A 23,008-nucleotide genomic window follows, 5' to 3' on the forward strand; every position below is an offset into this window, starting at 1 on the left:
AAAGCAGGGATGCTCATCGACATCTTGATTGTCCACATGAAGACATTTCAAAAAAATCCTGAATAATGATACACTTAGTTAATAATTTAAACGTATTGTTAACTGTAGCTATAAAATATAGGGAAAATAAAAAAATGCAAATTGTAATCTTAGAGTCGCTAGGAATTAGTGATGAAGTATTAAATACATTATCAAAACCTTTAACGGATAATGGCCATGAGTTGGTGGTATATGACGATGGAAAATTAGACGATGAGACGCTCAAAACACGGATCAAAGATGCAGAGGTTATAGTCCTCGCTAATACACCACTGAGCGGTGAAGTCATCGATACTGCAGAAAATTTAAAATATATTTCAGTCGCCTTCACGGGCTTCAATCATATCGATTTAGAAAAGTGCAAAGAGAAAGGGATTAAAGTTTCCAATGCTGCGGGTTACAGTACCAACTCTGTAGCAGAAATTACGTTTGGGCTGATCATTTCGTTGTTACGTAATATTGTCCCTTTAGAGGCGGTCGTCAGAGACGGCGGTACCAAAGATGGCTACAGACAGCTTGATTTAAAAGGTAAAACTTTGGGCGTCTTAGGTACGGGAGACATAGGCGGGGCAGTCGCTGAACTAGGCTTAGCGTTCGGCTGTCAGGTCATCGCTTATAACAGAAGTGAAAAGCCAGAGTTGATCAGTAAAGGCGTCGAGTATAAGTCGTTAGATGAAGTCCTAAAGACGAGTGATATTGTGACCCTGCATACGCCACTCACCGATGAAACCAAACACTTAATTGATAAAGATAAACTAGCATTGATGAAAACCAGCTCATTCTTAATCAATACCGCAGTAGGTCCGATTGTTGATAATGATGCATTGGCAGAAGCACTGCGCAAGGGAGAAATCGCGGGCGCAGGCTTAGATAGAGTCGATATGGAGCCACCAGTTCCCGCAGACTACCCGATCCTAGCTGCTCCGAATGTCGTTTTACTTCCACATATCGGCTTTGCAACAGAAGAAGCGATGGTAAGAAGAGCCGAAATTACCTTTGACAATATTGTTAAATGGGAAAAAGGCGAACAAGAAAACATTGTTCTTTAGCAAATTGTGCTTTAGACCAGTTCTTTAAAGTACGGTTCTTTAAAACAGCTTAAAACAAACCTATCGTGGCGGTAGGTTTGTTTTTATTTATTGGAAACTTCTTAATGAGTCCATATCTAATACCATTCCCAAAAATTAGAGTAACGCGGAAAACTTGTGCAAGTACTACTCCTAGTAGACTTAGCAAGTTTGACAAAGTTAATCGTACTTTTTGGGTTTGGTATAAGGATATGGTTGCAGAGGTCATGAGCTTACCACCTGCTCTTCTGGTTCACGACTGATAAACCCTTAAGCCGAGAAGCGCTCACGACCATGAGGCGTGGTAAAGTCCAGATACGGCCCGACAGGCACGATGCGCGTTGGATTGATATTTGCATGGCTGCCGTAGTAATGCTCCTTGATATGATCCATATCCACCGTCTCTGCGATACCTGGTACCTGATACAAGTCGCGCAGATAGCCCCAAAGATTTGGATAATCAAGGATACGGCGTATATTACATTTAAAGTGACCCACATATACCGCATCAAAACGCACTAAAGTTGTAAATAAGCGCCAATCTGCTTCAGTGATGGTATCACCCGTCAGGTAACGACGATCTGCCAGACGCTGCTCTAATATATCTAGCGCATCGAAAATCTCTACAACCGCTTCTTCGTAGGCTGCTTGCGTCGTCGCAAAGCCAGTACGATACACACCGTTATTGATCGCAGGGTAGATCAGATCATTCATCGCCTCGATGTCTGCTAATAGCGCGGACGGTGTACAATCACCTGATAAAGCACCCACCTCGTCAAATGCCGAATCAAACATCCGAATGATTTCAGACGACTCATTACTGACGATGGTATTGGTTTTTTTGTCCCACAGCGTCGGTACAGTGACGCGCCCTGTATAGTCGGACTTGGCTGCTATATAGACTTCATAAAGATAATTTGCATTGAGTACTGGATCAGCGACCACCCCTTCACCTTCTGCAAACGTCCAACCGTTTTCGCCCATAAACGGATGCACCACCGAGACTGATATCATATCCTCCAAGCCTTTTAGCTTACGATAAATCATGGTACGGTGCGCCCAAGGGCAGGCCAAAGACACATACAAATGATAACGATTGGGCTCGGCTTTAAAGCCGCCAATACCTGATGGCCCAGCACTGCCGTCTGCGGTGATCCAGTTTCTAAAGCCAGATTCTTCACGCTGGAAACGGCCGTCACTAGCCTCTGTGTCGTACCATTTATCTTGCCATTTTCCATCCACTAATAAACCCATATCGCGCTCCTTGTTAGTATTTATTTCCAATTATTTATCCTGCATTATGTATTCTTCATTAGGATCTCTTCAACACGCCTTAATATTTCGCCAAAGCATAATAACAGTGTACTGGTTAACTCAAGCGAAATAAACAGCAGCAATCACAAATCAAAGTTCTGATTTGGAGAACAGTTGTTTATCAGATGACAGTATGCCTTGAGAATGACACAGCCAAGACTTTGAAGAAATTCTCCTATGATCCATCCACTATAAAACTAATATAGAGTTGATCCTACATAAAACTGGCTTTTATTGATTTGGCAGCATGGGTAACCAAAACACCAAGGCCAACAGCGTGACTAATAATACCGGCGGCGTGATAAGTAGGCCGATTTTCATATACTGCCCCCAGCTTATTTTATAGTCCTTCTCTGCTAAGACATGTAGCCATAACAAGGTCGCAAGGCTACCGATGGGCGTAAACTTCGGTCCCAAATCATTGCCAATCACATTGGCATAAATCATCAGCTCGCGAGTCGCTGCGGGTACTTGCGCGCTATCAATAGCCAGCGCGCCTACCAAGGTTGATGGCATATTATTCATGATAGAAGCCACAATCGCTGAAAGGAATCCAGTCCCTACTGTAGCGATGATATTGCCCTGTTGTCCTAACCAATTCAGTATTTGAGCACCATAAGCCGTTAGCCCTGCATTACCCAAGCCATACACCACCAAATACATACCGACAGAAAACAAGACGATTTGCCAAGGCGCTTTACGTACGACGTCAGATACAGAAACAACGGCATCTCGCCCGCCCTGCCACCAGCGGCCTGCAATAGCCATCAGCACCAACGCAGCAGCGCCAGTCACGAAGGAAATAGGAATACCTAGTGATTCAGTCGCAAAATAAGCAACCAATAACAATGCTAATAGCGGAAAAGCGGCTTTAAACACCAGCGGATCTTCAATAGCAGATGCAGGCGCGCTAAGATTGGCAATGGAATATTGTGTTGGAATTTGGCGCGCATAGACTACCCACAGCACTGCTAATGTTGCGATGACAGAGACAATATTGACTGGCACCATGACCGCCGCATAACGTCCAAAGCCGATATCAAAATAATTGGCGCTGACGATATTAACCAGATTAGAAGTCACTAACGGCAGGCTGGCGGTATCAGCGATAAAACCTGTGGCGATGATAAAAGCCAATGCCGACGGCGGTGAGAAATTAAGCCGTAGCAAGATAGCGATGACAATCGGTGTCAGAAGTAATGCAGCGCCATCATTGGCAAAAAACGCCGAGATAAACGCGCCCAATATCACAATCATGGGAAACAACAACCGTCCCTGCCCATTGCCAAGTCTGGCCACATGTAGCGCCGCCCAACCAAAAAATCCCGCTCTATCCAAGATAAGCGAGATGATAATTAGCGCCACGAAGGTAAAAGTCGCATCCCAGACGATGTCCCATACCACAGCGACATCGGATAGCTGCACCACGCCAAAAGCCAAAGCGACCAATGCCCCACCCAGCGCGCTCCAACCAATACCCAAGCCTTTAGGCTGCCATATCACCAAAACCAAGGTCACGATAAAGATAATTAATGCGAGCATGGAGCAACCTTATTTGAGCTGACTTTTTTTAACCGGCTTGTTTTAACCGATTTGCTTTAAACGACTTAGTTTAGTCAATTTAATATACAAAAGATTAGAGCGACTTTTGATTGACACGTTGCGATACTGCTTCGGCACTTTCCACCCGTTCTGAATAGCGATCAGTCAGATAGGCTGAGCGTCCACGAGTAAGCCAAGTAAACTTTACTAGCTCCTCACAGACATCAACGAGACGCAGATATAAGGGCGACTTGTCCATGCGATTATCGTCGTTAAACTCTAAAAAGGCCTTAGGGATAGACGATTGATTGGGGATAGTAATCATACGCATCCAACGCCCAAGAATGCGCAGCTGATTGACGGTATTAAAGCTTTGGCTGCCACCGCTGACTTGCATCACCGCTAAGGTTTTGCCTTGAGTTGGTCGTACGCCGCCCAGTGCGAGTGGTATCCAATCAATTTGTGCTTTCATAATACTGGTGATGCTGCCATGACGTTCTGGACTTACCCACAGCATGCCTTCTGACCACTGCGCCAGCTCGCGCAGCTCTTGTACCTTTGGATGATCGCTATCAGCATCATCAGGCAGCGGCAACCCCGATGGATTAAACATCCGTACCTCGCAGCCGTACCAACGCAACAGACGACTTGCCTCTTCGGCCGCTAGCCTAGAGAATGAGCGCTCACGTAACGACCCGTATAGCACGAGTATCTTTGGCGGATGACGTGGGTCATTTGGGGCAATCAACGACTCAATATCAATCGGTTGTAATTTACTTGCATCAATATTGGGCAAGTCATCTAGATTGGATAAGTCATCGACGTCAGATTGCCCTGTATTAACCTTTACCATGATGTAGAACCTCTCCATCTTCTTTAGTAAAGCTGCTCACTGGATTTTCTAACAATTCAAACACTCGCTCTGATGGTCGGCATAGCGCTGCGCCTTTATTTGTGACCACGATAGGACGGTTGATTAAAATAGGATGGGCAATCATTGCATCGATAATCTCATCATCAGATAACTCAGGATTATCTAAGCCCAGCTCATCATTGATGGCTTCTTTACTACGTAGCAACTCTCTTGGCGAGATATTCATTTTTGCCAATAGCTCAACCAAGTAATCACGGCTTGGCGGGTTTTTCAGATACTCTACTACTTCTGGTTGCTCGCCTGACGCCTTCATGATGGCTAGTGTATTACGAGAAGTACCGCAGTTAGGATTATGAAAAATTAATGGTTTCATAGCAATCTCACCTATTTTTTGAATCTATAGAGAATTCAGCATAAAAACGATACAGTGGAACTGGGATGAATTTTACGCAGCCTCTATCTGCGCAGGCACAGCACGCCAGAAAAATTTATACCAGTTCCACGTTGACATATAATGTATCTGTTTTATTTAGAATAGACTATAGTTATTAAGAAGATGTTTATTAAAGTAGCTAGCTGCTTAGCTTAGCGCTTGCCCTAAAAACTGTCTTGTTTATTAGATTTGGCAGTCTCACAGCCGCTTAAACTATCCAGCAGCGAAGCACACAGCTCTGGATGTCCTGCGCAGCAGTCTTGCAATAAAAACTGCACGACCGCCTCCATATGCGACAACGACGCGCGATAGATTATCTGCCGACTTTGGCGTTTTGACACTACCCACCCTGCTCGTGCCAGCACCGATAAATGCGCCGACATAGTGTTATGTGGTACAGACAGCTGACGGGCTATCTCACCCGCAGGTAAACCCTCGGGCTCTTGACTGACAAGTAACCTAAAGGCTTTGAGACGAGTATCTTGAGAGAGCGCAGCGAAGCTTGCGATAGCATTTATTATTTCCATATGTCCAATAATACAGACATATTAATTTAATGTCAAAAATTATAGTTTATTGGTGGCCGGCTACTCATAGCCACTGCCATGACTTATCAAAAATATATACAAGTGACTGATAGCACTTAACAATATGATTCGAGCACATTTACTAAAACAAAGTAATAAGCTTATCTAACCCATCGACTTTATCCCTATTTATTGCTACAGTTATTTTTCAGCGTTGCTAAGTGACAACCCTCAGCACAGACGCTTTATGAGCTTAACCTTGTTGTAAATTTGACCTATTTTTCTACAACCCTTTGTCGTCCTTACCGATACCCGAGACCTGTTATGATGTTAAAAAAGCGCTATTTTGCCCTGTTACCCATCGTGTTCGCTGCCAGCTGTGTCAGCCAACCAACCAAGCAAACCAGTAAACCGGTGCGCCAAGGCAATGTTAAGATTGAGCAAACCCAGACCATTCAAGTCAAACCTGCCCCCGTCATCATTCAAAAAGAAACGGTCATAACGCCCAAGCCGACCTATGGTAGCTTTTCGGACTGGAAGTCAGACTTTTCTATGCGTGCCATGTCTGCTGGTTACAGTGCTTCGGATGTGCAGCGTCTACTAGGCTCCGCCTACCTAAACCAACAAGTGGTTTCGCTGGATAGAGGTCAGCCTGAATTTGCTAAAATGCCGTGGGATTACGCAGATTCTGCCGTGTCAGGTGGCCGAGTATCAACAGGTAAAAACAAGTTTTCAGAGCAGCGCTCATATCTCTCAGGTCTAGAGTCACAATACGGGGTGAATGCCGAGATCATCGCAGCGATCTGGGGAATGGAGTCGTCTTTTGGTGCAGTGACAGGCAACAGTCACCTGCCGAGCGCACTTGCTACCTTGGCCTATGATGGTCGTCGCCAAGAGTTTGCAGAGACTCAGCTATTGTCTCTAATGACGCTGTTACAGCGCGGTGATGTCTCTTGGTCACAGCTCGAAGGCTCTTGGGCAGGCGGCATGGGACAGACTCAGTTCATCCCTGGCACTTGGCTTGATCATGGTGTCGACGGTGATGGCAACGGACATCGTAATCCCTGGTCAACGGCTGATGCCCTCGCCTCAACGGCTAACTATCTAAGTAATTCTGGTTGGGTACGTGGCTTAGCACCCTTCTATGAAGTGGTATTGCCACCGTCTTTTGATTACTCTACTGTCAGTACTAAGCTGCCTGCCGCTCGATGGGCAGCACTTGGGGTTGATACCATAGATGATGTATTTTTGGATGCTGATACACAGATGGAGCTTTGGTTGCCTGCTGGAAAAAACGGCCCAGCACTGCTACTAAGCCCTAACTTTGATGTGATCAAAGTCTATAACAACTCTTCAAACTATGCTCTAGGTGTCAGCTTGCTGGCGAAGGCAATCGCTGGCCAAACTGGTCTACGCACCTCATGGCCACGCTATGAACGTCCACTCTCAACCTCTCAAGTCACGCGCTTACAGCAGCGTTTGACCAGTGCTGGCTACGATACCAAAGGTGCAGATGGCATTCTCGGTACTAACACCCGTAAAGCGTTTCAGCGCTGGCAGGCGGATAATGGTCAGACACCTGATGGCTTTGTCAGTCAAACCAGCGCCTCATCATTGACTGCTTGGTAAGGCTATTTAGACATTAGCACTTAGTAAGAGTAAGCTAGCAAAAAGAAAGGAATGATTGGTCAACAAAACCCTCATTCCTTTTTTAATGCTGCATTTATCTCATTTTTATCTTTAACTGGCTATAATCAGTTGAAAGTAGAGCTGTTATATAGATCTAAACGCGCTACTGGTGTAAATTCTTTAAATCCCTTAATACCTCCTCCATACTCCGATAACGCTTCTCTACATGCTTGGCTAATGTCTGATTGATGATCGTTTGATAATGCTCGTACTCTATCGGCAACGATGGAATGGGCTGTTGGCAATGCTGCAGTGCCCAGTCTCTTAGCGGCTCGCTGCTTTGTGATGCAACCTTAAAAGGGCGCTCACCGATTAATAATTGATACATCATGATACCAAATGCATAGATATCGCTTTGCAGCGTTGCACTCTGCCCTTGCCAGCGCTCAGGTGCCAGATAAGCAGGCGTGCCGGCCGATTTATGGCTATCAACCCTGTTATTTTCATCAGCCCTCTCAAACCGCTCCGCCAAGGCAAAGTCATTCAACAATAAACGAAATGAGATGCTGCTATTATCAGCATCATTTGCTTGCAATATCTCTAGCAAAATATTGCTTGGCTTGATATCGTTATGTAGCCAACCGACTTGGTGTAGGTTGTTTATGAGGTGGGCGGCTTGTAGGATGAGTTGCTGCTTGTGTTTGTCAATTAATGAGCGATGTTTTTTACCATCGATTAGACTCGCCAAACTACCATTGGTATAGTACGGCATGGTAAGGAGGCTCAGCTGCCAACTCTGCTGTAGAACTTGTATCTGTAGCGCCTCACAACTTAAGACGGGCGGCGCTATAAATGAGACAGGCTTAGCATGAGTTTGAGATAAGCATAGATGGTTTAATTCTTTTAAAATACCCACTTCATAGGGTAAGCCTAACTTTTGCTGCATACGATGAGTGTCAAGCTGCCATTTAATCATCACACGACCAAACTGTGACTGCTGCGCACGTGTGAGCCCTTGATAAATAGTATCGTTATCATACACATTTTGCTCAGTGTTTTGCTGAGCAATACGCTGATGCACTATCTCGGCATAGCCTAGCTTTGACAATGCCGCCGTCACTGGTGGCAATATTTGCACAGCTTGCACTTGCAAAGCTGGTATAGAGGCTAGATTACTGACACTATCTTTCATGATATAGTAATGCCCCTATAAGCCTGTTATTAACCACATTAAACATCACCTTTTAATTATTAGAGTCACTGTGTCTCCATTATCTACTGCGTCTACCTCATCTGAACATTATGCCCTGCCCGACCCTTTGTTGGATTTATTAAGTCAATACTTAAAGGAGCGTGTGACCCCAACGATTGAAATTGACCCTAGCCAGTTGGCTTATCGCTGGGTCGGTGGTCGCACTGGACACTTAGAACCATTATCGGTCAATTTGTTTTTAAGTTTAGACGACCTGCAAGGTATCGATACGCAAAAATCCAAACTGGTACAAAACACGCGGCAATTCCTCAAAGGCTATCCGGCTAATCACGTACTGATGACAGGTACACGCGGCGCAGGTAAGTCTTCACTTATCCGAGCATTACTGCAAGCCTATCATAGCGAAGGGCTGCGCATCATCGAAATCGCCCGTGATGACTTACTGGTGCTAGATAAGATTCGCACCGCCATCAATGAGCTACCAGCGGATTGTGGTTGCCGCTATGTGGTGTACTGTGATGATCTTGCTTTTAATGGTCAAGACGAGAGCTATCGAACGCTCAAGAGTGTGCTTGATGGATCTCTTGATTCTGAGCAAGACAATTTATTGGTCTATGCCACCAGTAATCGCCGCCATTTATTGCCACAATTGATGAAAGACAATGTCAATATTTATGATGGGCAAACCGACGAGGTCAACCCTTATGAAACCATTGATGAGACCGTCTCCCTCTCTGATCGTTTTGGCTTGTGGTTGTCTTTTTATCCGATGAACCAACAGACTTATTTGCAGATCGTTCAGCATTATTTAAGTTTGCAACAAGCGCAGATAATTGACAGTGTGGCTAATGTTAATGTCGACGCTGATACTAGCAACGACAGCGATGATCAAGCGCTTGATGAAAACATCAGAGCAGAAGCATTACGCTGGGCATCACAACGTGGAGGACGTTCGGGACGTGTGGCCTATCAATTTAGCCGCTATTGGATAGGGCAAGCAAAACTGGCCGCTGATGATAATAGTCAATCCACTTTAAAAGAGTAACAGCGTTAACCTCGCTTAAAGTATGACATATACATCTGCACTCGGTTGCCTTGTACTTCTTCTAAATTAAATCAACCACCGCCAATCTTAGATGATGACATCTGCAAAAATCAGAGTCACGCAGAGTGGTCTTGCTATGATTTTGCATCGCTGCGTACAGAGCCTAAATACTGTACGCGGCTGTCTTTTTGCCCATCAGTAACTTCTACTGCTCCATTGACCCTATATTGATCAAAATCAGCAGCCAACCATAGATTGCCTTTGTAAGTATTTTCGGCATCTAAACGAATATGTCCCATGTTTGGCGTATCACTGTTAGGATTATCAAAGCTTTGATAACGGGCGCTGAAGTGAGTCAGTATTAAATTAGGCAGACCAATGTCTTGCGCAAACTGACCCACTTGCGCGGCACTACTGTGCATCGGGTCGTAGTCCGAATGGCTGGCTTGCATCTTAGCCTGTACTTTTGCGAGCACATCAGCGGTATAGGTCGCTTCGTGTATCAATAGGTCTGCATCCCTAAGTGCCGCGGTCAAGCAAGCTGGCGTGTCATTATCGCCTGCTACTACGATTCTGCTACGCAGCTCTTCAATATCGACGTAGTCTTTCGAGCGTAGCTGTCTGCCACCCTCGGTAGACACATCTTTGCCCTGCTGTAACTTTCCCCATAATTCACTGGCTGGGATACCTTCTGCCAGAAGTTTATCGGTATTCAGGGTACGACGATTGATGCTCTGAGTAATGCCAAATCCGTAACAAGGTACCCGATGCGATAAAGGATGAATATCAATCGTTAGCTGCTGTTGCTTGTCCAAATGAATGTCTACCTTACCGTTACTTTCACTGTCTGGTTGCGATAGCAAATCTTCAATGGCCATAAAATTGATGGCAAATGGAAAGTACAGTTCAGTGGTGAGCGTTATAGTATCCAATAATTTAGCGATCGCTTTTGGTGCGATAAGCGTCAGTGGCGCAGTCCGTCCTGACATGGCAGCACTGGCAAGCAGCCCAGGTAGTCCATAACAGTGGTCGCCGTGCACATGAGTGATGCAAATAGCGCTAAGCTGATGCAGCGATAGTTTGGTATGCAGCAATTGCTGCTGCGTCCCCTCGCCGCAATCAATGAGCAACCACGGACGCGACTTTTTATTATACTGCTTGGAGCCTGATAGATAGGGATTGAGACACTCAACCGCCAGCGCGGTCACATTGCGCTGCTTGGTCGGTACACCTGCGGATGTGCCCAAAAAAGTCAGTTGTAGCATGCGTTGTCATTCATATAATGGATTCATAATAGCTAATGCCGCTTAAGGTAGCTCACACAGGATGGTTTTAGCGCCCTCAACGATTTGCCCACCACTGGCAAAACATTGATTTACCATGCTGGATTCATGCGACTTCCAGCCGCCGTAAAAGCTTGCCACACATAACAAAACCACCAACAGCTTTTGTGACCATGCTTTAATGGATACTTGCTGCGCATTCACCTGTTGCCTTGCAATGCTATCGGCCTCAGTATCCGTGGTTTTAGTATTGAGTTTATTAGGATCTGTCATTGTTTTACCTTTTGAGAGTTCTTGCCACACTGAGTACGAGACTTATACCATTTCCAAAAATCAGAGTAGCTAGGAAAGCGAGTGCAAGTACTACACTTAGTAGACTTAGCGAGTTTGACACCGCTAATCGTACTTTTTGGGTTTGGTATTGCTTAAAACTGGATGCTACCGCCCTTAGCTTCAGCACGTTTAAAGGCCTCACGTTCTTGGCAGCGTTTCAGCCAAATCAGTATGTTTGCATATTTGACCTTGTCCAGCCCTTCACCAGCATTGGTAGCGACGACGGCGAGGTGCATTTGAATATCCGCAGCGCTAAAGGTATCGCCTGCGAACCAATGATTGTCCTGTAGCTGCTGCTCCATCATCGTCAGCATCTTTGTCAAACTGCTATTAATCATATTGTTTTCAACTTGCTTATGAATACTTTTGCTAACAGGTTTGATGAGTAATGGCGATTTTTCGACAACCTTGGTAAAAACCAAACGCATCACCAATAGCGGCATGATTGAAGCCTCAGCGAAATGTAGCCAAAAAGTATAAGCTTCCCACGCTTCTTCATTATCATCAGCAGGCTTAAATTTTTGTTCTTTATCATAGTGCTTGAGCAGATATTCAATGATAAAACCAGACTCAACCAGTGGCCGATCATTCACTTCCAATATAGGCGTGTGACCGAGTGGATGGATTTGCTTCAAGCTCTCAGGCGCGCGAAAATCTTTATTGCGCTGATAACTCGTCAGCTGATAGTCGACATTCAACTCTTCTAACAACCATATGATACGAAACGAGCGTGAGTTTTCCAAATGATGCAGGTGTAACATAGACTTATCCTCATAGTAGTAAATGCTGATGAACCAGATTTATATTTTACTCAGCAAAGTATTTTAAACTGTAGCCTCAATGCCGCAGAGCGACACAAATTTGCTGTTGATAATAACGCACTTGTTCTACTATTAATATAACTTAGACAGGCAATCGTCGCGAAAACATCAAGAAAACTGTGCCTGTAGAGTCAGCTTTATAGCCAGCGTTGATTTATCATTCTGCGCCTGATGCGGTCATCAGTTATTCACCCATCGTATTAGGCGTCGTGACCACCTTATCGTTAATCCTAAATAATACTGGCACGCTCTATGTCACGTGCTGCTAGCATTAATTTTCCTTGCGTGCTGTGCCTACGCCGACAGAGGCTACGAAAAATCAATACCAGCAGCACTGTACCTATTTTCAAGTGTTTAATTATATCGCAGATATTGTTACTACTTAGAATATAGCTGGTCAATCTTATGCGCCATCTTATCTATTTTGTGCTGATAACGTCTGATTTTACGGAATCGATGCGCCGTCAACACACCTTGAATTCGGCGGTTTTTTAGACGACGACGCGGCGGAAAGCTACCGACTTGTGGCTCATTGTAGCCATGTAGCCGATTGTCACGGCGGCGTGCTAAGTAACCAAGCGCGCTATCCAAGATCATAATCATCAGTGCGATGAAGATCATAGCGTACATCAGTACAGAGCCGCCCTCATCGACACTTTGATGAAAGATAGTGATGGAGAATATAAACAAAAATATCGGCTCAAGATAGCACAAAGTGCCAAACAAAGAGACTGGCAGCTTGCGGCTCGCAACCATCGTTAGCGACATCGCAGCCGTACTGATGACACCCAATAACGGCAATAGATACCAAAGCTTATTGGTCGTGATGGCAAGCTCAAAACCACCGCTAACATAGAGCGCTACCAGCACCACTGGCAACAGTAAAATCAGGTCAGAGATAAGCCCTGTGATTGGCGGAACTGCTAGTTTACGGCGTAAAAGATAATAAGGCGGATATCCCAAACAGACAAACAAGGTCGCCCAAGAAATCGTACCGTATTGAAATATATCATAAGCAATGCCTGCGCCTGCACATATGGTTGCAAGCCACTGCAGCGGACTCATCTCTTCATTATAAAAAAACCGCCCCACTATAATCATGATCATCGGGTATAAAAAATAGCCCAGGGTAACATCCAAACCATAGCCATTCACTGGCGCCCACATAAAGATCCAAATTTGGGCACCCAAAATCGGCGTTGGAATGATGAATAAAAACCACTCCATCGGGGTCTTTAATGTCTTTAAATAATCAAAGATATGTTGCCACTGCTTCAGCACAGTCACTAATAGCACCAAACTGAACAGCATCATAAGGACGCGCCATGAAGCCACTTGCGTACCTGACAGCGGCTGCATAATCAAGCCGAATAAAAACAATAACGAGTATAAGAAGTTTGCCGCCACCGCAGTAACAGTACCCTGCGCAGTTTGGTTGGTGGTGAACATAACAATAGCCTTAAAGAGTTAGCGCGCTTCCTTGGCAATTTTAGAAAAAAACAAAAGCCTCAGACGCGAACGTCGGAGGCTTTTTGTCTATACGATATCTATACTACAAAGATAATCATAGTATTTATTCTGCGATAAATGCTTTGGGTTTGCTTAGCTTTTATCATGGGCAGCATTATGTCAAAGTCAGAGCAGATAAACAATGAACTTACGCAACTGATCCGTCAACTTATACGTTCAGTTTAATTAATTGGTTTTATATAACACCTTACTCTGAATCTAACTGCTCAATTTTTTGCTTGATTCTATCTATCCGCTCTTGATAGCGACGAATTCTGCGAAATCTATGTGCCCTTAATACCCCTTCTATACGGCGATTTATCAAGCGTTGACGCGGCGGGTACGTGTCTATTTGTGGTTCATTGTACCCATGCAAGCTACCCTCACGGCTGCGGGTAATATAGCCCATTATACTGTCCATAATCATGAATAATAATGCCAAACTGACCATGCCATACATAAATAGAGAGCCGCCTTCATCGATACTTTGATTCAATACCGTCACGGACAACACAAACAACAGCATCGGCTCAAGGTAGCTCAAAGCACCAAATAACGAGACAGGTAATTTACGACTGGCAACCATCGACAGCGCCATAGCAAGCGCACTAAACGCACCCAATAGCGGCAACAAGTACCAAAACTTGACAGACTCCAACGCCAGACTAAAGCCACCACTACTATAAAGCATGATTAACATCAGTGGCGACAGTAAGGTCAAATCAGACAGCAAACCAGTAACCGGTGGTACGGCAAGTTTACGGCGCAATAAATAATAGGGCGGATAACCCAAGCACGCAAACAAAGTCACCCAAGATATCGAACCATATTGAAAGATATCGAAGCCTACACCCATCGCAGCACAGAGCGCTGCTACCCACTGCCAGATACTCATATCTTCGTGATAAAAAAAGCGCCCAATCAGTATCATCACCAGTGGTAGTAAAAAGTAACCCAAGGTCACATCTAGACCATAACCGTTGACTGGCCCCCACATAAACAGCCAGATTTGCCCACCCAATATCGGCGTTGGCAACACAAATAACAGCCACTCTTTGGGGGCTTTTAACTTTTTTATATAATCAAAAACATGCTGCCACTGTTTGGTAAAACTGACCAATAACACCAAGCTTAATAGCATCATGAGTATGCGCCATGATGCTACTTGGGTACCCGATAAGGGTTGCATAAACAGGCCAAACAAAAACATCAATGAGAATAAAAAACTTGATGATACCGAGGCAACGGTTCCTTGAAAGGTGCGATTGGTAGTTATCATGAAAACAGCCTTAAAAAATAGAACTTTGTTGGCATTATTTATAAGAAATCTTAGAGCCGTTAAGAATTAAAAAAGACCTATGGTCTACTTACTTCATTTTTTTGCACTGACTGCAGAAAAAAAGCCTCCAACGATAACGTCAGAGGCTTTTTTAGAACAGTTATAAAAACCAGACTAAAAACTATTTAGATAGACATTTATTCGTCATCTTTAGCCTCATCACCGCCATCTTCATTATCAATATCGCTGTCAATGGAGATGTCATCATTCACAAGAATATCCGTAGCATCTACTTCTGTTTGCGCATGAGACTCTGATTCAAAAGTGCCTTCTTCTTTCATGGCGTCGATTAGTTCATTGTCATCTTCTTCATGCTCAACACGCGCCATAGCGACCAGCTTTTCATCTTTTGATAGACGAATAAGAGTGACACCCTGCGTATTACGACCAGAGCTGGCCACATGCTCAACTGGCGTGCGTACTAGCGTTCCTTTGTCTGAGATTAAGATAATATCATCTTCAGGCTCAACCTTAGTGGCACGAACGAGTGCACCATTACGGTCACTGGTCTTGATAGCGATCACACCGCCGCCACCGCGATTTTGGGTGTTGAACTCATCGACAAAGGTACGTTTACCATAGCCGTTTTCACAAGCGATTAAGATTTCGCGTACATCATCTTCGATAACGACCAATGACTTGATAAACTCATCGGCAGCCAGACGCATACCACGAACGCCTTTTGCAGTACGGCCCATAGCGCGGGCATCATTCTCATCAAAACGAATGGCTTTACCACTTGAAGCAAACAGCATCACTTCTTGGCTACCGCTAGTGATACGTGCGCTCACCAACTTATCGCCTTCTTCCAAACCAACCGCAATCAAACCGTTCGAACGGATATTAGCAAACTGCTTGAGCTCTACCCGCTTCACCGTACCATTGGCGGTTGCAAAGAATACAAAAGGCGGCTCTGCTTCGTTGCTGCCTTCGTTACTATCTTCTAATAAGCCGTCATCACTATTTATATCATTATCTATTGAAGTGTCTGTTAATGCTGTATCGCCTTTAGCAGATAACTCTTCCACTACTTTTGGAATGGGCAATATCGTCGTAACGGTTTCATCGCCGTTCAAGCCAATTAGGTTTACGAGTGGACGACCACGAGAGCCGCGACTGGCAATAGGCACTTCAAAACCACGTAAGCTAAAGACACGGCCACTATCAGTGAAGCAAAGTACAGTGGCATGGGTGGAGGTCACGACCAGATGATCAATCACATCATCTTCTTTCATCGCCGTAGCAGACTTACCTTTGCCGCCACGCTTTTGTGCGACATAATCATCAATCGGCTGAGTTTTGGCGTAGCCAGTGCGCGATACGGTCATTACAACCGTTTGTTCAGGGATCAGGTCTTCACGGCTAAAGTCAGTACGTGAATCAATAATATCGGTGCGGCGCTCGTCACCAAAGTTATCACGGATTTCGATCATCTCGTTAGAGATAATGGTCATCAGCTTATTAAAATCACCAAGGATAGACTCTAAGTGAGCAATCTCACGCAAGAGATCCTGATATTCTTCAGTCAATTTGTCTTGCTCAAGACCCGTCAAGCGATGCAACTGCATCTCTAAAATAGCATTGACCTGATCGAGCGACAAACGATAGCGCTGTTCACCTTCAACGCTGCCATCGATTAAGCCAAACGGTGCTTTTGGATCTTCACCTTCGATAAACTCAGGACGTACAGACTGACTGCCAGCAGCTTCTAGCATGGCTACCACGCTACCTGAGCCCCAAGTGTTATTCAATAAGCTTTCACGTGCTTCACCGCGACTAGCAGAGGCTTTAATAGTAGCAATAATCTCGTCAATATTCGCCAGTGCAACGGTTAGGCCTTCTAGCAAATGTCCACGAACTCGCGCTTTATTCAGCTCAAAAATAGTACGGCGGGTCACGACTTCTTGACGATGACGGACAAAAGCAGCAATCAGCTGACGCAAGGTCAGTAGTTTTGGCTGACCGTTATCCAGCGCCACCATGTTGATACTGAAGCTTGATTCTAGTGGCGTTTGTAGGAACAAGTTGTTAACAATCACTTCAGCCGTCTCGCCGCGACGCAGGTCAATGGCGATACGCATGCCGTCTTTATCAGACTCGTCACGAATCTCGCTGATGCCTTCGATTTTTTTGTCACGTACCAGTTCTGCGATACGTTCAATCAGCTTGGCTTTGTTGGCTTGATAAGGAACTTCAGTGAAGACAATACGCTCACGATCACGGTTGACACCGCTGTCACTCATGGCTTCGATATGGTAGCGACCACGTACATGTAGACGACCTTTACCAGTACGATAAGCATCTAAAATACCTGCGCGGCCATAGATGATACCGCCTGTTGGAAAGTCGGGACCCGATATGTGTGACATCAGCTCTTCCGCCGAAACTTGCGGATTCTCAGCATAAGCCAGACAAGCATTGATCACTTCGGTCAGGTTATGCGGCGCCATATTGGTCGCCATGCCGACTGCGATACCAGTCGCACCGTTGACCAGTAGGTTGGGAATACGCGCTGGCATCACGCTTGGCATGCGCTCAGAGCCATCGTAGTTATCTTCCCAATCAACCGTGTCTTTATCCAGATCAGCGAGCATCTGGTGGGTAAGCTTGGTCATACGTACTTCGGTATAACGCATCGCTGCCGGTGGATCGTCATCGATCGAGCCAAAGTTACCTTGACCGTCAACCATTGGATAACGCAAACTAAAGTCCTGCGCCATCCGCACAATCGCATCATAGACGGCACTATCGCCATGCGGGTGATATTTACCGATGACATCACCGACCACACGCGCCGACTTCTTGTAAGGCTTGTTGTAGTCGTTAGATAGCACGTGCATGGCATACATCACACGGCGGTGTACAGGCTTGAACCCATCACGCACATCAGGCAGCGCACGCGAGACGATCACGCTCATCGCATAATCCAAATAGGATTGCTTTAGTTCCTCTACGATGCCAATAGGACTGACCGATTCGCTCATATACACTCCTTCACTCACACCTACTCTCTAGTATTTATATATAAGCATTTACAGTCAAAAATAACGGCACAAATGCGCCGTTATTTTATTAAGTTAGTGACCATCAAAAAAGCTTACAAACAACTCAAACCTATAGAGAAATAGCGATAGTTTTAATGTTGAATAAAAGAAGCCATTTTAGCACAAATTTGCCGTGTTAGGGGCATTTGCACGGTATTAAAATCAAGCAAATCAGGTTACTAGTAGTCATTATTTAGACCATTTATTAACATTTCACTGACCCTAGCGACATATCTATTTAGATTGATAGATTTTGCTGTTTTATAAAAAAAACTGCATCCAATGGATACAGTCTTTTAATGCTAATACTATTTGCCTAACGTAAATTTTAAAGCTTTTTAGATCGAATTAAATTCTTGATCGAAGAACTGGCGTGTGGCGTTGGTACAAGCCGTACTCACAAGACCAGCGTGATACGTACTTATGAATGCCACTTCTGGTGATACACCTTGAGAGGGTGCATTGTCCATCACTAGCTGAGCTGTACTTGAGAAGTTAGCTTGGACATTATCAACAATCGCTTGAATATCCCAAGGATTCGTCGACGCTTGGCCGATTGTAGTTAATGTACTTTGATTACGATCTGCTAAATTAGTAGCGTCAACATCCAATACTGTGACATTAATGTTTGCCGCTGGGTTCTGTAGACTTGCGCCTTGTAGCAATGCAGCCATTGAGCCAGTATTTAGATCAAAAAACACCATTGGATCCTGATTGCCACCACATATTAAAGTTGGCATAGTGGGTACATAGCCGCGCAAGTCATTGACTTTGAGGGCCTTTCGTAGTGTATTGCCTGGACTTAAGGCTGGCATGGCATTGCCACCTTTGACCAACAATCCATCAGGATTTGACTGAACATCCATCAAATAAGTTGCGCGAAAACTGGTTTGAATCAAGTAATTGCTATCTGCAAAACCAAAACCTTCTTCTGGAGTAGTGGCATCAAGGCTTGGAATACCAGTCGGGGCTGTTTGAAAGAGTGCCGTTTGCGGCAGTTTTCCAGTTATTATAAGATCTTCAAAGCTTGATGCTGTTGGTAACTTGGAATCTGCAAACTGCGGTAAGAAAAGATCGGTAGGACGATCATATATGTCATTATTCACGTTTTGTAGGCTTCTCGCCAACAACGGCGCAAAGGCAGTGGCACCAAGATTGACGTTCCCTGCAAATATTGCATCACCAAATGCTGCGAGCGCATAAGGGCCTGAAGAGGGTGCCATCGCTGTTACTGACTTTCCTTGCTGCTCTAAAAGTCGTGCCGTTGCCATCGCAACATGCCCACCCTGCGAGTAACCTGTCAAAAATAGCTTGCCAGAGTCATTAACCTTGGTGTATTTGATATTACCTGCGCTTTTTTGTTGTTGCATCATCGTACGCGCAGTATCTAAGGCTGTCACCATCTCTTCTGATTGCTGCTTAGCATTTAAATACGGATGATAATCGAGCGTAGATGTGTCATATCCCGCATAGTTAGGAGCGACGACGATATAACCTTGGGCAGCGAAGTTTGCCGCCATCAAAGTTGCTCTCGCACCAGCAGGATTATCAATATTGCCTACTTGAGTAAAGTCATACGACTTCTCAGTCGCCGTACCATGTGCATGCAATAATACAGGACGATCACCTTGACAGTCTTCACTATCACCAGTTGGTAACATCAGAGCCGCAGTCGCATTAGTCGTTTCACCTGCTGAACCTTTGGTCTGATAGCTGATTTTTTCTACTGCAACGCCGCAGACGGCATCTGGCGTGACTGCTTTGCCTATCTCTGAGGCTTTATACAGCTCTGCATCTATTTGACTCGGAGTAAAGGTGGCGATCGGTTTGGGTGCATTATTATAATAAATACTAGAGTTACTATCTTCTCCGCAACCCGCCATTAGTAGGCTGCTTGCTAGCGTGACTGTCAGTATACAGCGCGTTAATGTTGATGTATTTTTAATACTGGTCAAAACAGATAACGAATCTGAACGGAAGTCTTGTGCGGTATCAGGTTTAGATTTAATCATGATTTCTATCCTTAGCAGTGATAAAATAGAAAACTACCTTGTATCCTTGGCAGTATATAAAAGCCATTTTGTGAGCTTTTTTTAATAAGTATAAATTTTTAATGCTATTTCTTATACCTTACTGTTTATACCGTAAACCCTTATAAAAAGCTACCGCAAAACGTCTCACTAGATACTTCTCCTCTTTCGATGCTAAAGTTACGCGCCGCTCTAAAAATCACTTTTGATACCATAAAAACATTCAGATATTGTAGACAAAAAATTTCTACCCGCTACACTGTCTCATCACTTTTACCCTAAATGTCATTACTTCAAGTCACTACTCTTAAGTAACTATTAAACAGGCTCTCATTATTATGGATATCATTCTTGCTATCGTCTGGATTTTGGCCATGGTGCTGTACAGCTTTTCTAGCGATTATGTTGCCAGTTTTCCTAACCATGACAACCGCGCATTGCCTTATATCCGCTGGGGAGCACTGTTGGCCGCTATGGCTTTATCCGCTTATTTAGCGCAAGCCTACCAAGAAAACCTACAAGGCAATGGTATGTGGGTATTTGTCGCAGTGGTCTTTGTCATCATCACCTTATCCAAAGTAGTCTTTAAATGGGTGATTAACAGAAGGCTGAAGCGCTAAGAGCTTAAGTGAACACCTTAAATACAAAACCCGTCAAATGTCCTAATAAGTCCAAAATTTTAACGACCTAAACCTCCTATGCAAACTGATAATCAAAATATGCAAAATCAAGTAGACAACTCAATAGTGCTACCACAAGAAGAACGGACGGATCGTAGCTTTGATGCCATTGCTGATCATTTTGAAAAAAAGGTCTACGGTGGTTTAAAAGGTGAGATTCGACTGGCGGTGTTACGCCGTGATATTTTTGCATATAGCGCACAGATGAGCCAAAGTCTTGGGCGGCCTTTACGTATCTTAGATGTGGGCGCTGGTCTGGCTCAGATTGTGCTTGAGCTTGCCAAGCAAGGCCATAGCGTGGTGATTAATGATATCTCAGAGAACATGCTCGAAAAAGCCAAAGCAAACGCAAACCAGACTGATAAGCATTTAGACATCACTTGGCATGTCTGCCCTTATCAAGCGCTTGAAGATAAGCTGGCTAAAGATGATGCAATTAAGTTTGATTTGATACTGTGTCACGCGTTGCTTGAATGGCTAGCAGAGCCTGAGGCAGTGATGGACTTCTTTGATAGGCAGTTGGCTGATGGTGGCGTGCTTTCATTGTGCTTTTACAATCCAGCGAGCTTTGATTATCGTAATTTAATTATGGGTAATTTCAACATGCTTGATGCCTTGGTTGATGAGAGTGGCAATAAAGCAGACAACAAAAAAAGCCTAACTCCCAATCATCCAGTCGCCAAAGAAGAAGTAGCCGCTTGGCTACAGCAGCATGATTATAAAATCGTGCTAGGGAGCGGTCTGCGGGTCTTTCATGACTATGCACCGCTAAAGCGCGGTGGACATAACGACCCAGAAGCCGTCATTCGAATGGAGTTACGCTACTCACAACAAGAGCCTTATAAATGGCTCGGACGCTATCTGCATGTGATGGCCACTCGATAAATATCACCGTCTTAAACTCAAGCTTTATTAGATCATATGGAGTAGCTATTCGGTTTCATCCACCATCGAAGCTCGATCATATTCTGACCAAGTCGTGGCATTGATGTCTTTTTCATCAAACACCACCACATGCTCTAGTATGGGCAAAATACCGATATGAGTACCAATCTCATGATTGTGATGACTGGGGACGAGAGAGAGAACGGTCTGACCATCGGCAAGTTGTAAGCGATATAGATAATTGGCACCGCGAAAGACGCGACCGACAACCAGTGCTGTCTGAGTACTCTCATCATCGTGAATGATGTCATCTGGACGCACCAATACTTTGATCGGCGTACCATTTGGATAATCGTACTCACAGTACTGCGGCTGCCCTGACTCATCATAGACTTCCATCCGCCGATAGATATCACCGAGTGCGGTCTCAACGTGTCCCTCTTGAATAATCCCATCTATCATCGCCCCTTCACCGACGAACTCGGCAACGAACGGACTGATAGGCTCATGATAGAGATCGCTCGGTGTTGCCCACTGCACCAGCTTTCCTTTATACATGACACCCACTTTATCAGCGATAGCAAAGGCTTCGTTCTGATCATGAGTGACCAGTATCGCCGTGGTATTCGTACGTTTTAGGATATCGCGGACACTCATGGCAAGTGATTCACGCAGTACCACATCAAGGTTGGAAAACGGCTCATCAAGTAACAATAGCTTTGGTTTCGGTGCTAAAGCGCGTGCCAAAGCGACACGCTGCTGCTGCCCACCTGAAAGCTCGGCAGGACGCTTATCAGCATGCTCAGTCAACTCAACAAGACTCAGCATCTCAGTCACTCGTGCCTGCTTGTCTGCCTTTGACCAGTTATTGAGTCCAAAAGCGATGTTTTTGGCGACCGTCAAGTGTCCGAATAGCGCATAGTCTTGAAACACCATACCCATGCCACGCTTGGCAGGTGCGACGGCAAAAGATGTACGCGCTGTCTGCTCCGTGAGACGCTGACCGTTCAAACTAATGATCCCTCGACGCGTAGGCTCTAACCCTGCAATAGCCCGTAATGCTGTCGTCTTACCACAGCCGCTATACCCCAAAAAACACCCAATCTCACCTTGCTTCAGAATCAAAGACAAACCATCAACAATGGTGATGTCATCATAGCCAACCACCAAATCTTTAACGCTCAAATAAGGCTTTTCATCAGCAGTCGCTGTCGCTTGCTTGACACTCTCAAACTGGGCTTTGTGATGAGTAAGAGTTTGCTTGGATTGATCGGCTGAGTCTTTAATCAGGTCAGTATGCATAAGCGTTACCAATAAGCGATGGGATGAGTAAAAGGATGAATATGATAACAATAACGATGAGTAATAAGTAATGATAAGCGAATAAACCAGACTAGACAA

20 protein-coding genes and 1 pseudogene are annotated in these 23,008 nt (G+C 44.8%); 6 read left to right on the plus strand and 15 right to left on the minus strand.

The window, feature by feature from the left end; all coding sequences use genetic code 11:
* The first annotated feature begins 134 nt into the window (after positions 1-134).
* Complete coding sequence (locus JMY01_RS07840) at positions 135-1,088, plus strand: 2-hydroxyacid dehydrogenase (RefSeq protein WP_201575039.1); 954 nt, start codon at positions 135-137, stop codon at positions 1,086-1,088.
* A 288-nt stretch (positions 1,089-1,376) separates the two neighbouring features.
* Here JMY01_RS07840 and JMY01_RS07845 read toward each other — a convergent pair whose 3' ends face one another.
* The 5 genes from JMY01_RS07845 to JMY01_RS07865 all read right to left on the minus strand — a co-directional run bounded on the left by JMY01_RS07845 (position 1,377) and on the right by JMY01_RS07865 (position 5,796).
* Positions 1,377-2,360 (minus strand): glutathione S-transferase family protein, encoded by a 984-nt coding sequence (locus tag JMY01_RS07845; RefSeq protein WP_201575040.1) that lies wholly within the window; start codon positions 2,358-2,360, stop codon positions 1,377-1,379.
* Between the two features lie 291 nt (positions 2,361-2,651).
* Positions 2,652-3,962, minus strand: coding sequence for an arsenic transporter (locus JMY01_RS07850; RefSeq protein WP_201575041.1), 1,311 nt, complete (start codon positions 3,960-3,962; stop codon positions 2,652-2,654).
* Between the two features lie 94 nt (positions 3,963-4,056).
* Positions 4,057-4,815 (minus strand): arsenical resistance protein ArsH, encoded by a 759-nt coding sequence (gene arsH / locus JMY01_RS07855; protein WP_201575042.1) that lies wholly within the window; start codon positions 4,813-4,815, stop codon positions 4,057-4,059.
* A complete protein-coding gene (arsC, locus tag JMY01_RS07860) occupies positions 4,802-5,209 on the minus strand; it encodes an arsenate reductase (glutaredoxin) (RefSeq protein ID WP_201575043.1) in 408 nt (135 codons plus the stop codon). The genes arsH and arsC overlap by 14 nt, the downstream gene beginning before the upstream one ends.
* 224 nt (positions 5,210-5,433) lie before the next feature.
* The gene (locus JMY01_RS07865) at positions 5,434-5,796 is read right to left on the minus strand and encodes a helix-turn-helix transcriptional regulator (RefSeq protein ID WP_201575044.1); all 363 of its coding nucleotides are present in this window, start codon (positions 5,794-5,796) and stop codon (positions 5,434-5,436) included.
* Between the two features lie 324 nt (positions 5,797-6,120).
* Between JMY01_RS07865 and JMY01_RS07870 the strand changes: the two genes are divergently transcribed.
* A complete protein-coding gene (locus JMY01_RS07870) occupies positions 6,121-7,425 on the plus strand; it encodes a lytic murein transglycosylase (RefSeq protein WP_201575045.1) in 1,305 nt (434 codons plus the stop codon).
* Between the two features lie 163 nt (positions 7,426-7,588).
* Here JMY01_RS07870 and JMY01_RS07875 read toward each other — a convergent pair whose 3' ends face one another.
* Entirely contained in the window at positions 7,589-8,617 is a 1,029-nt protein-coding gene (locus JMY01_RS07875) for a protein kinase (protein ID WP_201575046.1), read from the minus strand.
* A gap of 70 nt (positions 8,618-8,687) precedes the next feature.
* On the opposite strand from JMY01_RS07875, the gene JMY01_RS07880 reads away from it, so the two are divergent.
* Complete coding sequence (locus JMY01_RS07880) at positions 8,688-9,683, plus strand: ATP-binding protein (RefSeq protein ID WP_227677760.1); 996 nt, start codon at positions 8,688-8,690, stop codon at positions 9,681-9,683.
* A 134-nt stretch (positions 9,684-9,817) separates the two neighbouring features.
* On the opposite strand, the gene JMY01_RS07885 is transcribed toward JMY01_RS07880, so the two are convergent.
* The 6 genes from JMY01_RS07885 to JMY01_RS14440 all read right to left on the minus strand — a co-directional run bounded on the left by JMY01_RS07885 (position 9,818) and on the right by JMY01_RS14440 (position 15,843).
* On the minus strand, positions 9,818-10,948 hold the full coding sequence (locus tag JMY01_RS07885) for a ribonuclease Z (RefSeq protein WP_201575047.1): 1,131 nt from the start codon (positions 10,946-10,948) through the stop codon (positions 9,818-9,820).
* 42 nt (positions 10,949-10,990) lie between these two features.
* Positions 10,991-11,239: a hypothetical protein gene (locus tag JMY01_RS07890; protein WP_201575048.1), complete on the minus strand. Its 249-nt coding sequence runs from the start codon at positions 11,237-11,239 to the stop codon at positions 10,991-10,993.
* Between the two features lie 152 nt (positions 11,240-11,391).
* Entirely contained in the window at positions 11,392-12,060 is a 669-nt protein-coding gene (locus JMY01_RS07895) for a glutathione S-transferase (protein ID WP_201575049.1), read from the minus strand.
* Between the two features lie 438 nt (positions 12,061-12,498).
* Positions 12,499-13,569 (minus strand): EamA family transporter RarD, encoded by a 1,071-nt coding sequence (rarD, locus tag JMY01_RS07900; RefSeq protein ID WP_201575050.1) that lies wholly within the window; start codon positions 13,567-13,569, stop codon positions 12,499-12,501.
* A 268-nt stretch (positions 13,570-13,837) separates the two neighbouring features.
* Positions 13,838-14,908 carry an EamA family transporter RarD gene (gene rarD, locus JMY01_RS07905; protein WP_201575051.1) on the minus strand — a complete coding sequence of 357 codons (1,071 nt, stop codon included), beginning with the start codon at positions 14,906-14,908 and terminating at the stop codon, positions 13,838-13,840.
* A 197-nt stretch (positions 14,909-15,105) separates the two neighbouring features.
* Positions 15,106-15,843 (minus strand): DNA gyrase C-terminal beta-propeller domain-containing protein, encoded by a 738-nt coding sequence (locus JMY01_RS14440; RefSeq protein WP_227678007.1) that lies wholly within the window; start codon positions 15,841-15,843, stop codon positions 15,106-15,108.
* On the opposite strand from JMY01_RS14440, the gene JMY01_RS14445 reads away from it, so the two are divergent.
* Positions 15,820-15,915: a hypothetical protein gene (locus JMY01_RS14445; RefSeq protein WP_374220370.1), complete on the plus strand. Its 96-nt coding sequence runs from the start codon at positions 15,820-15,822 to the stop codon at positions 15,913-15,915. The two genes, JMY01_RS14440 and JMY01_RS14445, sit on opposite strands and share 24 nt — an antisense overlap.
* Positions 15,916-16,050: 135 nt before the next feature.
* Here JMY01_RS14445 and gyrA read toward each other — a convergent pair.
* Together gyrA and JMY01_RS07915 are read right to left on the minus strand one after the other, a co-directional pair.
* A pseudogene (gyrA, locus tag JMY01_RS07910) lies at positions 16,051-17,952 on the minus strand (DNA gyrase subunit A); the annotation flags it as partial.
* Positions 17,953-18,350: 398 nt separating this feature from the next.
* Complete coding sequence (locus JMY01_RS07915) at positions 18,351-20,024, minus strand: S9 family peptidase (protein WP_201575052.1); 1,674 nt, start codon at positions 20,022-20,024, stop codon at positions 18,351-18,353.
* A gap of 356 nt (positions 20,025-20,380) precedes the next feature.
* On the opposite strand from JMY01_RS07915, the gene JMY01_RS07920 reads away from it, so the two are divergent.
* Together JMY01_RS07920 and JMY01_RS07925 are read left to right on the plus strand one after the other, a co-directional pair.
* Entirely contained in the window at positions 20,381-20,662 is a 282-nt protein-coding gene (locus JMY01_RS07920) for a hypothetical protein (RefSeq protein WP_201575053.1), read from the plus strand.
* 78 nt (positions 20,663-20,740) lie between these two features.
* The gene (locus JMY01_RS07925; RefSeq protein ID WP_201575054.1) at positions 20,741-21,607 is read left to right on the plus strand and encodes a methyltransferase domain-containing protein; all 867 of its coding nucleotides are present in this window, start codon (positions 20,741-20,743) and stop codon (positions 21,605-21,607) included.
* Positions 21,608-21,652: 45 nt separating this feature from the next.
* On the opposite strand, the gene JMY01_RS07930 is transcribed toward JMY01_RS07925, so the two are convergent.
* On the minus strand, positions 21,653-22,909 hold the full coding sequence (locus JMY01_RS07930) for an ABC transporter ATP-binding protein (protein ID WP_201575055.1): 1,257 nt from the start codon (positions 22,907-22,909) through the stop codon (positions 21,653-21,655).
* Between the last annotated feature and the right edge of the window lie 99 nt (positions 22,910-23,008).

Origin of the sequence: Psychrobacter sp. H8-1 (genome assembly GCF_904846575.1) — a bacterium.
GTDB classification, from domain to species: Bacteria; Pseudomonadota; Gammaproteobacteria; order Pseudomonadales; family Moraxellaceae; genus Psychrobacter; species Psychrobacter fulvigenes.

Bases quoted from the DNA above. Each gene is read 5' to 3' on its own strand.
- JMY01_RS07845 (WP_201575040.1), bottom strand. From the start codon at position 2,360: ATGGGTTTATTAGTGGATGGAAAATGGCAAGATAAATGGTACGACACA.
- JMY01_RS07925 (WP_201575054.1), top strand. From the start codon at position 20,741: ATGCAAACTGATAATCAAAATATGCAAAATCAAGTAGACAACTCAATA.
- JMY01_RS07865 (WP_201575044.1), bottom strand. From the start codon at position 5,796: ATGGAAATAATAAATGCTATCGCAAGCTTCGCTGCGCTCTCTCAAGAT.
- JMY01_RS07870 (WP_201575045.1), top strand. From the start codon at position 6,121: ATGATGTTAAAAAAGCGCTATTTTGCCCTGTTACCCATCGTGTTCGCT.
- JMY01_RS07930 (WP_201575055.1), bottom strand. From the start codon at position 22,909: ATGCATACTGACCTGATTAAAGACTCAGCCGATCAATCCAAGCAAACT.
- JMY01_RS07890 (WP_201575048.1), bottom strand. From the start codon at position 11,239: ATGACAGATCCTAATAAACTCAATACTAAAACCACGGATACTGAGGCC.
- arsC (WP_201575043.1), bottom strand. From the start codon at position 5,209: ATGAAACCATTAATTTTTCATAATCCTAACTGCGGTACTTCTCGTAAT.
- JMY01_RS07920 (WP_201575053.1), top strand. From the start codon at position 20,381: ATGGATATCATTCTTGCTATCGTCTGGATTTTGGCCATGGTGCTGTAC.
- JMY01_RS07840 (WP_201575039.1), top strand. From the start codon at position 135: ATGCAAATTGTAATCTTAGAGTCGCTAGGAATTAGTGATGAAGTATTA.
- JMY01_RS07895 (WP_201575049.1), bottom strand. From the start codon at position 12,060: ATGTTACACCTGCATCATTTGGAAAACTCACGCTCGTTTCGTATCATA.
- arsH (WP_201575042.1), bottom strand. From the start codon at position 4,815: ATGGTAAAGGTTAATACAGGGCAATCTGACGTCGATGACTTATCCAAT.
- JMY01_RS07850 (WP_201575041.1), bottom strand. From the start codon at position 3,962: ATGCTCGCATTAATTATCTTTATCGTGACCTTGGTTTTGGTGATATGG.
- JMY01_RS07915 (WP_201575052.1), bottom strand. From the start codon at position 20,024: ATGATTAAATCTAAACCTGATACCGCACAAGACTTCCGTTCAGATTCG.
- rarD (WP_201575050.1), bottom strand. From the start codon at position 13,569: ATGTTCACCACCAACCAAACTGCGCAGGGTACTGTTACTGCGGTGGCG.
- JMY01_RS07875 (WP_201575046.1), bottom strand. From the start codon at position 8,617: ATGAAAGATAGTGTCAGTAATCTAGCCTCTATACCAGCTTTGCAAGTG.
- JMY01_RS07885 (WP_201575047.1), bottom strand. From the start codon at position 10,948: ATGCTACAACTGACTTTTTTGGGCACATCCGCAGGTGTACCGACCAAG.
- rarD (WP_201575051.1), bottom strand. From the start codon at position 14,908: ATGATAACTACCAATCGCACCTTTCAAGGAACCGTTGCCTCGGTATCA.